The sequence below is a fragment of the Nostoc sp. genome, assembly GCF_036919615.1.
In the GTDB taxonomy this organism is placed as follows: Bacteria; Cyanobacteriota; Cyanobacteriia; order Cyanobacteriales; family Nostocaceae; genus Nostoc.
The window spans coordinates 1-14,879 of record NZ_JBALCN010000031.1 but is presented as its reverse complement, the minus strand read 5'-3'; the positions used below and the strand labels follow the sequence as shown (position 1 = coordinate 14,879).

General features: G+C 43.0%; 9 protein-coding genes. 6 read left to right on the top strand and 3 right to left on the bottom strand.

The features are described 5' to 3' along the window. The first annotated feature begins 109 nt into the window (after positions 1-109). Positions 110-925 carry a DUF1838 domain-containing protein gene (locus tag V7K48_RS10150; RefSeq protein WP_335072001.1) on the top strand — a complete coding sequence of 272 codons (816 nt, stop codon included), beginning with the start codon at positions 110-112 and terminating at the stop codon, positions 923-925. 457 nt (positions 926-1,382) lie between these two features. On the opposite strand, the gene V7K48_RS10145 is transcribed toward V7K48_RS10150, so the two are convergent. Then, the gene (locus V7K48_RS10145; RefSeq protein WP_335072000.1) at positions 1,383-4,064 is read right to left on the bottom strand and encodes an ATP-binding protein; all 2,682 of its coding nucleotides are present in this window, start codon (positions 4,062-4,064) and stop codon (positions 1,383-1,385) included. A 594-nt stretch (positions 4,065-4,658) separates the two neighbouring features. Here V7K48_RS10145 and V7K48_RS10140 point away from each other — a divergent pair. Beyond that, complete coding sequence (locus V7K48_RS10140) at positions 4,659-6,974, top strand: glycoside hydrolase family 65 protein (RefSeq protein ID WP_335071998.1); 2,316 nt, start codon at positions 4,659-4,661, stop codon at positions 6,972-6,974. A gap of 258 nt (positions 6,975-7,232) precedes the next feature. Here V7K48_RS10140 and V7K48_RS10135 read toward each other — a convergent pair whose 3' ends face one another. Both V7K48_RS10135 and V7K48_RS10130 read right to left on the bottom strand, forming a co-directional pair. Then, the gene (locus V7K48_RS10135) at positions 7,233-10,055 is read right to left on the bottom strand and encodes a leucine-rich repeat domain-containing protein (RefSeq protein WP_335071996.1); all 2,823 of its coding nucleotides are present in this window, start codon (positions 10,053-10,055) and stop codon (positions 7,233-7,235) included. A 139-nt stretch (positions 10,056-10,194) separates the two neighbouring features. Further along, on the bottom strand, positions 10,195-10,437 hold the full coding sequence (locus V7K48_RS10130) for a hypothetical protein (protein WP_335071994.1): 243 nt from the start codon (positions 10,435-10,437) through the stop codon (positions 10,195-10,197). Between the two features lie 110 nt (positions 10,438-10,547). Between V7K48_RS10130 and V7K48_RS10125 the strand changes: the two genes are divergently transcribed. From V7K48_RS10125 to speB, 4 genes are all read left to right on the top strand, one after another. Continuing rightward, positions 10,548-10,766, top strand: a complete 219-nt coding sequence (locus V7K48_RS10125) for a hypothetical protein (RefSeq protein WP_335071992.1) — start codon at positions 10,548-10,550, stop codon at positions 10,764-10,766. 194 nt (positions 10,767-10,960) lie between these two features. After that, on the top strand, positions 10,961-11,329 hold the full coding sequence (locus tag V7K48_RS10120) for a retroviral-like aspartic protease (RefSeq protein ID WP_335071990.1): 369 nt from the start codon (positions 10,961-10,963) through the stop codon (positions 11,327-11,329). A 507-nt stretch (positions 11,330-11,836) separates the two neighbouring features. Next, the gene (locus tag V7K48_RS10115) at positions 11,837-13,417 is read left to right on the top strand and encodes an FAD-dependent oxidoreductase (RefSeq protein WP_335071988.1); all 1,581 of its coding nucleotides are present in this window, start codon (positions 11,837-11,839) and stop codon (positions 13,415-13,417) included. Between the two features lie 86 nt (positions 13,418-13,503). Then, a complete protein-coding gene (speB, locus tag V7K48_RS10110; protein WP_335071986.1) occupies positions 13,504-14,547 on the top strand; it encodes an agmatinase SpeB in 1,044 nt (347 codons plus the stop codon). Positions 14,548-14,879 lie beyond the last annotated feature (332 nt).

The following is a 14,879-nucleotide window of genomic DNA, read 5'->3' as shown; positions in this document are numbered from 1 at the left end:
CCAACTCCTGTATAGACGCGATTAATCGCGTCTCTCCCAACTCTTAAAGATGCAACTTGAATGCTGATTAGCTTATTCTTTTGTTATCCAGATACTAAGGATGCTTTAGATGGTTGCCCAAATCCAAGAACTTGAAGCCCAACACTGGGTTAAAACTCGTTCTTCCCTCGACCCTAGCGAATCCACTTTCCTGATTTGGAAAGGTAAAATTTACGCCTTTATCCCTGGTGAGAAAAGACAACTCCTGTTTAAAATCCTGGGATTGAGCGTTAGCCGATGTATTCCTACAGCAGAAGGTAGCTGGGATTTTACTTCTAGGGAACTGACTTACTACCTCAACCCAAAAACAGATGAGGTTTTGCCCAAATGGGAAAATCCTTGGACAGGCGAGACAGTTCCGGTGATTCATGTTGCCAATAATCCAGTGCAGGGTAAATTCGATGGAAATTTTCCTGCACAAGTAAATGGTGACAGCACAACTTTCGTTTTTGATATATTTCCCTATTACCCAAATCCCCTAGCAGATGATCCAAAATTTGCTGAATACAGCCCAAATCCAATTTATCAGGCAGCAGAATTGTTTAAATTAACTGTGCCAACCGCAGATTTATTCAACACAACCCTTTCCTCAGTTTCTCAACTAAAACTGAGTTGGGATAGGATTGGTCAATGGCTTCCCTGGATGAAAATGGGCGATCGCCCCGGTCAGCTGATCTATAGTGCTGTTGGCAGCAAAGTCAATGGTTTAACAGAACTTCCCCCAGTGCTGCAAGACGAAATTAATAACCGTATTCCTTTATATAAGCAAGCCCCAAAAGCATTGATAGATGGCGAAGATATGACTTCCTGGTTGTACTTCCAAAAGCACTTTCAAGCTTACTTGACTGGTGAAATCTTCCCGCTTCCTCAAGCAGAAGAATTTTGACCAGAAAGAAAAAGGTTTACCTTGAGCGTAGCCGAAGGGTACAAGCCCACTAGCCCTTTCAAGGTGGGTGGAAATCTTAGTCCATAAATTCTTCTTTAACCTCTTTATCTCTGTGTTGCGCCAGTTGCTACCCTACGGGAACGCGAAGAGCGTAGCTTGCTTCCCCGGAGGGGTACAAGTCTCTTAACCGTAAGGGTACACTGGCTTCTCTGTGCCTGGAGCGGTGAAATAAATTACTTTTAAACCGCAGAGGCGCAGAGAGTGCAGAGAAAAAAGCAGAGATTTTATGAGTCACCTTGAAAGGGCTAATTTATAAAACTTACGCATTGACAGGAAAAACCAAATATGAATGATTTGAAAAACCACATCTGTCGTAGGGACACAGCAATGCTCATTGGTGCCGTCCCCCTACGGGTGTACCTCACATAAACGAGAACCCCTATATCAGAACGATGAATTAATAATTAATTATAACTCCCCACTCTCCAACCTTTTTCCACGGGAGTTTGACTGTAAATCGACTACCTTTGCCTAACTGACTTTCGGCATGGACAGTCCCACCGTGCAACTCTACAATTTTTTGCACCATCACTAATCCTAAACCAGTGCCTGTGGTTCGACGGGTAGAGGAATTTTCAACCTGCACAAAAGGTTGAAATAATTTGAAAAGGTCATCGGAAAGCATACCAATACCGGTATCTACGACGCTGAAGAAGATATATTCGTTTGTGGAATTTGGCTGGACTTCAATCCAGACTTCGCCTCCTTCTTTAGTAAACTTGATAGCGTTAGTCAACAGGTTGATAAATACTTGACGGATGCGGTGTTCATCGACTTGGATCGGTTCGAGTTCTTCAGGTATTTGTGCCCTTAAGCGGATATTTTTCTGGAACGCCAGATGTTTGACAAAACTTAGGCTGGAGTCACATAATCCCCGAATTGAAGTAGCAGCTAGTTGCAGTTCTATCTTGCTAGATTCGGTGTCGGTAAGGTCAAGGATCTGATTAATCATTTCTAGTAGGTTCTTACCGCTGGATTCGAGGATATTTAGGGACTGGCGCTGTTCTTCGCTCACAGGGCCGTACACTTGATTTTGGAGTGCTTCTGTGATTCCAAGAATGGAGTTTAAAGGATTCCTCAAGTCATGGCTGATGTTTCCTAAAAAGGTGCTTTTGGCACGATTTGCCACTTCGGCAGCTTCTTTAGCCTCACACAGAGCGGATTCTGTCCGTTTGCGATCGCATACTTCTAAAGTCAGGGCGACAAATTCCGCGATTGAGCTAACAAAGTTTTGCTCACTCAGCTCCCATGTTCGCGAAATATCAACCTGCTCATACAATACTGTTCCCACCACTTCGCCCCCAACCCAAATGGAGGTATCAATTAGGGATACAATATTATTTGGTTCTAGCAGTTCATCCCATAATTCTTGTACCCGTGGATCAGTGCGAGTGTCGCTGACGACGATGGTACGGGCAGATGCCAAGGCTTTAAAGTAGGTCGGATAATCTGCAAGATTGCGTTCTAGACTTGCCGAATGTCTCTGTTTGCTAAGTTCATAGAGATTTATACATTGTAGTTTGGTGCGTTGGCGCAGCCCGCTGTAGGCATCGCTATTGAATAACCACACACCCACTCGCTCTACTTCTAAAGCATTCGCTGCTTTTTCTGTGATCACTTTGAATGCTTTTTCCAGATTTCCTTCAAAAATCGCTTTGTGATTTGCCAGTTCTGCCACTACCTGACTATGCTGGCGCAGTTTTCGTTCACTGTTGATGCGTTCTTGAATCTGTTGCTGTAATTCTTGAGTTCGCTGCTTAACTTGCAATTCTAACTCTTGATTTTTGTTAGCCAGTGCAGTAAAGGTTTTGTGTAACTGCTGCGCCATCTCGTTGAAAGATCCACCTAACACTTCTAGTTCTTTAATACCCTGTACTTTCAGCATTGAATCTTCGCCATTGCTAAAATTGGCTAAATTTTTTGTCGCCGTGTTGAGGTAGAGAATTGGTTGAGTTATCCAACGGGCGGTGAGAATCCCTAATAAAGTAGCTAGTCCTAATGCTCCCAGACAGAGAAAAATTATCGTTTGAGTGTGGCGATCAATTTGTCCCATAAAGTCTGCTTCTGGGACAGCCACCACAATTAACCAGTTGACATTTGGTTCGCTCTGTAATGGTCTAACTTCTAAAAATTGTCGTTTGCCCTCTAAGGAGAAATCTAGTTGCTGTAAACTTTGAATCTGGTCAAAGTTACTAAATTTAGTTGCTAAATATTTAGCGCTTGCTTGAGTCAATAAATTCTCGCTCTGGGAAGCTGCTAACCTAATCGGTTTACCATTTTGGAAGCGGAATGGTTCTTCGGTTGTGGAACTTGCTACTAATAGCCCCGATCGCTCGATAATAAAAATTTGCCCAGACTTGCCAACTTTGATATTTTGCAGCAAATCTCCAATTTGTGATAAGTGAGTTAGAGTGCCGTTAACTCCGAGTAACTGACCTTGGGAGTTATAAATGGGAAGAGAAGCACTAATCAGGAGTGTTGGTTCAGTCAGAGGTGTAAAAATCTGACTAAAGCTGAATTTTTTGGCGGTAACTGCTGTTTGATAATCAGGACGTGATCGCGCATCATAGTTTTTGATCACCTCTGGTAGTTGGGTGCGTTGACCTTGAGAGTCAATTTTGTAGGTGTAGAGGTCGTAGCCAGTTGATTTTCCGGCATATCTTAGCAAAAATTGGCGATCGTTGAGCTTCTGGACTGCTAAGTATTCTTGCTGTTCATTGCTTACCCTTAAGCCCAACGTATCTGGAAAAATCTTTAACTGCTCGATTAAGTATGACTCCCAGGTTGCAAGATTCTCTATCTTCAGCAACCCCATGTCAATAATATTTTGGTTACTGCGTAGTACCTGATGCGGGGTAAAGAGATAAGTTTGTAAATTCTGCTCGACTCGATTGGCAACTTCAAGACGCAATTCGCTAGCTATCTCATTGACTGCTTTTTGCCCGTTGCGGATTGATAAGTATCCAGTCAATCCCACAGCTAGGAAGGTTTGCAGCAGGAACAATGCTACCAGGATGCGATTTAGGAGTACGCCTTTAAACAGGGAAAAAACACCACCTTGCCCAGTATTTTTGTTCATTTGCCCACCCCCCCCGCTGTCCCTGACTCTCCTGTAGTACTGAGTACAATACCTCGGCTTCGCACTCCTGTGGGCTCATGCATAGTTTATACTCGGTCGGGTCAAGTGCCAATATACCACTTCTGGTAAAAGAACAAAACGTTAGTTAACCGCACTAGCCCTTTCAAATAGGGGTGAGGTTCAGACTGTATTGCACTGAAGTGAGAACCGTTATAGTACAGCTTGCCGGAAGTTTGCCTACCTTTGATCAATATTTAAATTAAAAATAAAAAACAAAAATAATTTTAGCGAACATTGCCTGTTATCAGCGCGATGAATTGGATTGTGAGGCTGATAAATATGAAAGAAATTTATGAAAAACTGAATCAATTCGTAGCTAGTTAAGATTTATGACTTATAACCGACGTTCTTAAATAAATCTAACTATAGACAGATGTTATTGGAAACGTTACTGTTAAAAAGAATGTCTTTTTTTGGTGCTTAGGCTACATTCAAGTGTAAGCACTAGAGAAAAGAAATTAATTACTTAAAGATTGCTCGTAATTGTACTGTATCCTGCTCACAGCCAGATCCAAGACATAGGTTTTATTACTCATGCTCAACGTCTCCACTCACAATTCTCAACAAAATCAACAACTGATTGGCACTACTGACTGGAACGTTATTGAAACGGAGTTTCACCCGACGCAGTTACATCATAAAGAAACCGTCTTCACTCTTGGTAATGGGTTATTAGGAGTGCGGGGTACGTTTGAAGAAGGGTATTCCCAGGATTTTCCAGCTACACTCATCCACGGTGTTTATGATGATGTGACAATTACTCATACTGAACTTGTAAACTGTCCTAACTGGCTGCCATTAGTGGTGAAAGTAGCAGGCAAATCTCCTACAAAGACGCTACGCGAACGCTTTTGCATGGACAGTGGTAAGATTCTCAAGTATGAACGTCGGCTTGACCTGCGCTTAGGCTTAATTAGCCGTGATGTACGGTGGCGTAGTCCTAGTGGTCATACCCTAGATTTTCACTTCGAGCGTTTCACCAGTTTAGCAGATCAACATGTTTTAGCGATTCGCGCTCAAATTACATCCGTAGACTTTGAGGGTGAAATTACCGTTGAAGCAGGATTTGACAGCGAACCAGATACCAAAGGCGTTAAACATTGGCGAACCCTAAACCAAGGTGGTATAGATCAGATTATCTGGCTAAATAGTCAAACTCTCCACTCAGATATTCAACTTGGGATGGCAGCTAAGTTAGTGGTAGATGGTGACGAGACTAGACCTGTGGGCATCGAAAATGCTTCTAGTTCTCCCACTTTGACAACCACCTTTGAGTTATATCCAGGAAAAACGGCGACTGTCGAAAAGATTGTTACCCTGTTTACTTCACGAGAGACAGAAATCCCGATCGCAGCCGCCTTACAAAGACTTGCTCATGAACCCAGATATACTACCCTATTGGCAGCTCACATTGCTGCATGGGATCAAATGTGGCAAGACAGTGACATTATTATAGAAGGCGATCGCTTGGCTCAGTTAAGCGTCCGTTACAATCTCTTCCAATTACTAGCTGTGACACCGCGTCACGACAGCCGAGTCAGCATCGCTCCCAAAACCCTCTCCGGTTTTGCCTATAGCGGACACATCTTTTGGGATACGGAAATATTCATCCTTCCCTTCCTCACCTTAACTCAACCAGCCCTAGCGCGTAACTTGCTTACCTATCGCTACCACACCTTACCAGGAGCTAGACGCAAAGCTCAAGAAGCAGGTTATCAAGGAGCGATGTTTGCTTGGGAAAGTGCTACCACTGGTGATGAAGTAACTCCGCGCTGGGTACCAGCTCCCAACGGTGAATTAATCCGCATTTGGTGCGGTGACATTGAAGTGCATATCACTGCTGATGTCGCCTATGCAGTTTTACACTACTGGCAAACTACCAACGATGATGACTGGATGCGGGATTATGGCGCGGAAATTATCCTTGATACGGCTGTTTTCTGGGAGAGTCGCGTGCAGTGGAATCAAGAGCGCCACAGCTACGACATCCTAGATGTGATTGGCCCTGATGAAAATCACGATCGCGTCGATAATAATGCCTTCACCAATCTCATGGTACAGTGGCATTTGCAGTCAGCTTTGGCGCTGTGGGACTGGCTCAAACAAGCCTATCCTGAAACCTCAGCACAACTGGGGCAAAAACTCAACTTAACCACAGAGCGTCTGCACCGATGGGTAGAAATTCAACAGCGTCTATTTGTGAATGAAGATGCCCAAACAGGTTTAATTGAGCAGTTTGAGGGCTTTTTCCAGTTAGAAGAGATTAACTTCGCTGATTACGAACCGCGCAGTAAATCTCTGCAAGGTTTGTTGGGAATTGAAGCCACAAGCCAAAAGCAGATTCTCAAGCAGCCAGATGTATTGATGCTTCTGTACTTAATGCGCGATCGCTATGATTATAATACCCTTGTAACCAACTGGGACTATTACAACCAGCGCACTGACCACAGTTATGGTTCTTCACTAGGCCCAGCCATTCACGCCATCTTAGCTTGCGATCTCAATCAACCAACCGAAGCCTATACGCACTTTCTGCGATCAGCCTTGGTAGACTTGGAGGATGTGAGGCTGAACGCCGCCGAAGGAATTCACGCCGCCAGTGCTGGAGGAGTATGGCAAGCGGTAGTTTTCGGGTTTGGCGGGATTCGGATGACTCAATTTGGCCCCGTTGCCTGTCCCAACCTACCACCTAACTGGACGCGTTTGAAGTTTCGCCTGCAATGGCGTAACGAGTGGTATGACTTCGACTTACAAGCTGAAACAGAACTCAAAGTTCCCGCATTAGCAGATACATACTCAAAAATTAGTGAGGTTATCTTCGACTTAGATGAAGTTTTAACCGATAGCTAAGAGTTTACCTGCGATCGCTTGATTACCCATAAAAAAAGAACCCCACCCCCAACCCCTCCCCGCAAGCGGGGAGGGGAGCTAAAGCGCAGCTTTAACGGGGTGGGGTTCCGGGTATTATGCTTAATTGCGCGGACATTATATTACCTGCGATCGCTTTTACAAAAGAAACCTCTCCCTGGTTTTACTACGCAAAATCGTCCCTCTCCGATTCGGAGAGGGACAGACTTGAACTTTAGTTCAAGGCAGGGAGAGGTTCTTCTAGCGAGTAACTGCTGTTTTAATCTTCTTACAGATATCCACCCAAGCTTGATTCTGTTGTGCTGAGTTCAGACTGTCTAAAGGTTGATTCGGAGGGTACGCTGACTGATACTTTTCAATTCCTGTTTCGTCATAGCTGCTATAAGTCAACGGTATCCAAATAATCGTCAGTCCTTTGGCTCCAGCCGCATCTAACAATGGCGGTAACTCATTCTCGGCAATAAAGTCTGATGCTAAAAAATCGGGGCTAACCAACAATACTGCCACTTTTGCTGCTGCTAAAGCATTTTCAATTTCTTTGCGCCACTCAGCACCGGGTTGAATTTTGGTATCGTCCCACACGACTATATTTTGGTTGCGAATCATTGGCTTGAGGTGTTTCTGGAGTTTGGTAAGCCACTGCTGATCTTGATGACTATAGCTGATGAAAACTTGATTTCTGATTATGGGTTCAGACATAGGTATTTGCAGAGTTGGTGACGTCGGTAAAACATCGTCAATTAATCTGCGGACATCTACCATATTACCGCTATCTTGGCACTGGATTTGGTAGAGATTCTTTTCCCGGAAATTGTACAACACGTCTCGGCGGTAAAAATGAGGCGTTTGACTATCCTTACAGCTTTCACAGTTGCAGGGAACAAGTGTTTGATATTGCAGACGTTCGTAAGAGTTATGAATTTTTTCTAGTTCATGGATGATAACTGCTAGCCGTTCTTTCTTGTTTTTTCCTGCTACGCGGACTTTAATTTCTCGTTGATTGTAGTGTTCAATCACTTCAGCACGGGTTTGGTCTTTAGCAAGAATAACACCTGTTTTCCAAACTAGGGTTTGTTGTTCAATATCGGAGTGCATTTCGACTATAAAGCGGGTGAGAATACCTTTCGGCATGAAGTCATATTTATAACGCAGGATTAGGTTATTAGATTCATTCCAATTGAAATCAGGTTGGTTGACAGAGAGTAATTGAGGTGCGATATAAGTGCCGGGACGACTAGGTATTTCGTAACACAGTTTAAATTTCATCATTAGCCGCAACAGTTCTGGTCGCATATTGGCATATTTGTCTTCATGCCAAATGCTTGCTAAATCATTGCGATCAAATTGACCCAGTTTTTTAATAACTTGAGGATTATCTAACACTTTGTAAACAGCATCTGTACCCCAAGTAGGCTTGAGAATCACGGTTTTTCTTAAAACATCATCATCTTGAAAGTGAAGGCATACACCCAAATCATGCAGATAGTCACTGAGTTGGAGTTTATCCTTTTGTTTAGTAAAACCATGTTTCTGACAGATGTTTAGATATTCTTCCAAGCTAATATATTCGTGAGAGTTACCTTCTAAAGCTTCTCGCACTTTGACCCAAGTTTTAGGAAGTTCTATTCCCACATGAGGTAGGTTAGTAATATAATGCTTAATTTTATTTAAGATTTCTAGCAGACCGCGATCAGTGGCCAAGTTTGTAGTAAGTGTTTCCTTAAAATTAGTGAATTCACGCCGTAACTCCCGCTCGTTTATTTCTCGTTTGCGCTCCTGCTTTTCATTTTTGATAATTAACAAAGGACTATTACCGCTCAGTAATTCAACTACATTTAACCAGTAGTAGAAATCTGTATCTTCTTTGCGAGTATCAGCAACCAAGGCATAAAGAGAGCGTTTTGTAAGAAAAAATTGGTGGGTAGCATGGTAAATTTCTTGACCACCAAAGTCCCAAATATTGACCTGGAATTCTCTGTTATTGTCAAGCAAGAACTTCCATTGAATAACATCAATGCCTTCGGTAGTATTTTCATCTTGTTGTAACGTATATTTATTATCTTGAATTTTTTTGGCTAGCGTAGTTTTACCTGCACCACCTTCTCCTACAATGAGTAATTTGGCTTCGTAGAGGCGGTCAGTTTCTTGTTCTAGTTGTTGTCTGCAAAAGTCAAGAATTGCTTTAAACCCTTTCGTGATAATTTCTGGTGGAGGTGATTCTAAAGGATTACTGTCGAGGTAGAGGGATTGCAGGTTGCTGAGTTGGCCAATTTCCGGTGGCAGACTGCTCAGTTGATTACTGTCGAGGTAGAGGGATTGCAGGTTGGTGAGTTGGCCAATTTCCGGTGGCAGACTGCTCAGTTGATTACTGCTGAGGTAGAGGGATTGCAGGTTGGTGAGTTGACCAATTTCCAGTGGCAGACTGCTCAGTTGATTGTTATAGAGGTTGAGGGATTGCAGGTTGGTGAGTTGGCCAATTTCCGGTGGCAGACTGCTCAGTTGATTACTGCTGAGGTTGAGGGATTGCAGGTTGGTGAGTTGGCCAATTTCCGGTGGCAGACTGCTCAGTTGATTGTTATAGAGGTTGAGGGATTGCAGGTTGGTGAGTTGGCCAATTTCCGGTGGCAGACTGCTCAGTTGATTGTTGTTGAGGTAGAGGAATTGCAGGTTGGTGAGTTGGCCAATTTCCGGTGGCAAACTGCTCAGTTGATTGTTGTTGAGGTTGAGGGATTGCAGGTTGGTGAGTTGGCCAATTTTCGGTGGCAGACTGCTCAGTTGATTGTTGTTGAGGTTGAGGGATTGCAGGTTGGTGAGTTGGCCAATTTCCGGTGGCAGACTGCTCAGTTGATTGTTGTTGAGGTTGAGGGATTGCAGGTTGGTGAGTTGGCCAATTTCCGGTGGCAGACTGCTCAGTTGATTACTGCTGAGGTTGAGGGTTTGCAGGTTGGTGAGTTTGACAATTTCCGGTGGCAGGGTTGTTAAGCCTTTGCCAGAAAGGTTTAATTTTGTCAGCTTTTCTCTGGCAGCTTGTTCAATAATTTGCAGCAGTTTTTCGTTAGTCATTTCAGGTTTTACAGAGGCAATGCTTGACAATGATTTGCTGCTTGGACGCGCAGCAGAGAAATCGAGCTAATTAATAATCTAGCCTGTATCAAGAATTAGATTGTGGCGATCGCAGGCTCCTACGCCTCTAGACTCGACCTCAAAACCTCACCATTCCACCTTTGAACAGCAACTGTCGAGCAAAAAGGGCGATCGCTCCACCTTTGAACACGAACTGCCGAGCAAAAAGGGCGATCGTTCCACCTTTAAACATCAACTGTCGAGCAAAAAGGGCGATCGCTCTACCTGTGAACACCAACTGTCGAGCAAAAAGGGCGATCGTTCCACCTTTGAACACGAACTGCCGAGCAAAAAGAGCGTAGGCGTAGCCCGTCGGAGACATCGCTTTGTCTTTTTTGAGAATTGACCAATAGCGATCGCCATAAACTTTGCAACCACCTTATATTAGTTATAAAAATATAAAAAGTATTTAGTCGTTATCTTCAACTTGATATGAGCGCAGCAGATTTATTCTCAACCTTGCACAACCTATCTCGTGCAGATAAACTCAAGGTCATGCAGTTTTTAGTTCAAGAACTAGCGACTGAAGAAGAAGCATTGTCGTTACAGCCAGGAGTCACTTATCATGTGTGGTCTCCCTACAATTCCCATGAAGCTGCTAATAAACTAGCTGCACTGCTAGAAGAAGACAGACAGGTAAACAATGCTTAATTCACAAAGATTCCCTTTCGTTGAAAGTCGTGATGTGTCAGGGATATCGATACAGTACCAATATTACCTCTGAGAGGATGTCTGAGAAGTATCAAATATTTGTTGATCCCCCCTAACCCCCCTTAAAAAAGGGGGAATAAGAGTCTCAAAGTCCCCCTTAAAAAGGGGGATTTAGGGGGATCTCCAAGGGTTAGGTGTATACAAAAAAACTTTTCAGACATCCTCTGACGTTAAGCTACAAAAATTCTGTCGTTAACGTTTTGGGTTTATTAGATACTGGAGCTAGTATTAATGTTTTACCTTACAGTGTAGGTATTCAGTTAGGGGCAGCTTGGCAAGAACTAACAACCTCGGTGCGACTGGCTGGAAATCTAGCACCAGTTGAAGCAAAAGGGTTAGTTGTATCTGCTCAAATAGCCAGTTTTGCACCAGTGCGATTGGTATTTGCTTGGAGTCTCACGGATGATGTGCCGTTACTTTTAGGACGCATGAATTTTTTCTTGGAATTTGATGTCTGTTTTTATCGTTCACAGATGGCTTTTGAACTGTCTCCTAAGTCGTAAGATTGAGCCAATCATGCGTCACCGATAGCGTATCCCTACGGGGGAGCAAGCTACGCGCAGCCTCTCGTAGAGAAGCGTTAGCGAGTCATATCATGTCTGCCAAATTACCCATAAAAAAAGAACCCCACCTCCAACTTCTCCCCGCAGGCGGGGAGGGGAGCTAAAGCGCAGCTTTGGCGGGGTGGGGTTCCGGGTATTATGCTTAATTGCCCGGACATCATATCATCGAGCGTCAGAGCCCGCCTTTGATATCACTGACGACAAATGGCTACGCATCTGCGCTTTGTTTGTTATATTTGGTTTGCGATCGCTTCCACCCATTACCATAAAAAAGTACTCAGGATTTTTGTCGGCTAACCATAGTTGGTGTTTTAGATAAAAGTTTGCTTGCAGCAAAATATCTAACTTGTTGTATTTGATTTTAATATTATTTTGTGTTCCTATGTAACTTGATGGCTATAGCTTTCCACATTGCCCAGCTTCTATCCAATATTCCTATGTATAAGTATGCCTGAAACTAAATCAAGTCCTTATACACATACAAATACATCAACCAAAGCTGATACCTTAGCTGCATCTGTTACTTCTCAGGAAATCTACGATGTTGTAGTGGTTGGCGCTGGCCCTATTGGGTTAGCAACTGCCATTGGCTTACGTGAACGTGGTATTGAAAATGTCCTTGTCATCGATCAAACTCGTGCCTTTCGTGAAGTTGGACAAGTATTGGATCTTCTCCCCAATGGATTACAAGCTCTCAAACATTTAGATCCTAACGCTTACGAAGAAGTCAAAAAAACTGGACTTGGTTTATTAAATCCCAAGCAGTCTAATGGCCAGAAAACTATTGAACCCACTCAAGAGCAACAACCGACAAAGACTTTACCTCAATGGACTTATAAAGATTTACAGGGGCAGATAATTCAGTCAATCTCCCTTAGTTTCGATGACTGGTTTAAAGATTATGGCGAGGGTCGAGTGTCAATTTCTTGGTACAATTTGCAAACAACCCTTAGACAGATACTTCCACAAGACCGAGTTAAAGCTAATCACCGTTGTATTAATGTTGTGAATGAGCCGGAAAAAGGTTGTGTCCGGATAGATTGTGTAGGTGACACAGGAATAGAAGCCAACCCCTATGCGTATTGGACAGATGGGCAGAAACATAATGACACGCAGCCCCAAAACTCAGATGTTGCTCCCCAAGAATTAGTAACAAAATCGATTAGAGCTAAACTAATTGTTGCAGCAGACGGGATTAATTCTACAGTTCGGAGGCTGCTTTACACAGATACTCAATACCATGATTTTGCCCGACCTGAATACTCTGGGTTTACAGCTATACTCTGTAGGGAAATAGCTGAGGTAGCAAAGGAACTGTGGACGAAATTAGAAGAAGATTTCTTTCAAAACTCATCAATTGTAACAATCACTAATGATGAAATATCTGGAAATTCTATTTGTATAAATAACATCAGTATGATTTTATTTCGCAGACTAACTGGTGAACTAAGGTACGTAATATATCTTGCTTTGCCTTTAGACTCGTTGCAAGGAAAGTCTGAAAGTTCTTTAATTGACTTAGCTTTGCAGGAGTTGGAGAAGGGAGGCTTTCCTGATCCACTTAAGCAATTAGTACGTATATCTCCTCCTGCCAAGATGCAGCAGCGTCCATACTATGTTCACCATGCTACCATTTCGGATTCTCTACAAGTTTCTAACCCAACTAACCTCAATACTGAACCTGATCCTACCAAAATTCCACCAGCCTGGAGTGTAGGGCGAATCGTATTAGTTGGCGATGCCGCACATGGAATGCCTCCCTTCATGGGTCAAGGAGCTAATCAAGGATTTGAAGATGCGCTAGTAGTTACAACACTCATTGCTAAAATTGCCGAGGAGAATAACTGGGATAATCCGCAAGCTATAGCCAAGGCCTTCGAGAAATATGAGTGTCTTCGTCGCCCATTGATAGCGTACGTCCAACACGTAACATTAAAACGCTCACTCTACTTGTCAAACAAAAAGTGGCAAGAATACGCCCAACAGGTGTATTGCCGCAATTTTGCTCAAGTAATAGAGGCGCTGTAGTTTACCGTCTGTGAAAAATTTTTATTACAATGCAGATGTCCAATAGGCGGCGTGCTGTCTATCCACATAAATCCAGAAGATAATCGATGAGTAATCAACTACAAGACTACAATCCTAGCGGCATAGGTGAAATAAATGGCAACCTCTTAGGTTTGCCCTGCGATTATGAGTCTGCAAACTTGATTGTCTTTGGTGTGCCGTGGGAAGTCACTGTTTCTTATGGCGCAGGCACTGCTAACGGCCCACAGCGAATTCTAGATGCTTCGACTCAACTGGATTTGTTCGATTTTGATAACCCTAATGGTTGGAAGCAGGGAATTTTCATGGTGGAAATTCCCCAAGATATTTTAGAGAAGAACACATACTACCGCGCCTTGGCAGCAAAAATTATCGAGCGATTAGTCCAAGGTAAACAACTCTCAGATACACCAGATTTAACTCCTGTGCTGACAGAAATTAATCAGGCTTGTCAACAGGTTAATCAATGGCTGTTTGAAAATTGTCAAGAAGCAATTAAAAATGGTAAGCGAGTTGCAGTCATTGGTGGAGATCACAGTTCGCCTTTAGGTTATTTCCAAGCATTAGCAGCTAACTACGCAAACTATGGCATTTTGCACATTGATGCCCACGCAGATTTACGCGATGCCTATGAGGGATTCGAGTTTTCCCATGCGTCTATTATGTTTAATGCGATGAAAATACCGCAAATTTCCAAGCTAGTGCAAGTGGCTTTGCGTGATATTAGTCATGATGAAGTGGAGATGATTGACCAATCTGATAGTCGCATTATTGCTTATTATGACCCTGCCATTAAGCAAAAGCTTTACTCTGGAACAACTTGGATTGATTTATGCCGAGAAATTATCAGTCATTTACCTGAGTATGTTTACATTAGCTTTGACGCAGATGGTCTAGATCCAAAACTCTGTCCGAGTACAGGTACTCCTGTTCCAGGTGGGTTGGAATTAGAGCAAAGTTTTTGTCTGTTCCGGGAATTGGTTAATAGTGGGAGAAAAATTATTGGTTTTGATATCTGCGAAATCGGTGATGGCGAATGGGATGGCAATGTTGGGGCACGGGTAGTTTACAAGCTGGCAAATTTGATGGATTTGTCTCAACAGAAAACATAAACGTTGAAGGTCTTTTTTGAAAATTGGTCAATAGTGATCGCAAAATTATTAGCTTTAATATAACCCTAATTAATCATTTGTGAGAGACAAGATCCCCGACTTCATAAAAGTTGTCGGGGATCTGTGACTTTAATCACAGGGTATTAATCATAATTCTCTGTTTGGTCTTTTATTCTTGAAGAGTTAAACTGTATATGAATATACAGTAATGATGTCGAACCAAAAAGATGTCTAATGGGCAGGACTGTGCCAAAACGGGAAAATTGTACGCTAAGGAATTAATGCAAACGCTATAACCATTGTGAGGCTTAGGTTTCAGCCATTGCTGAGAC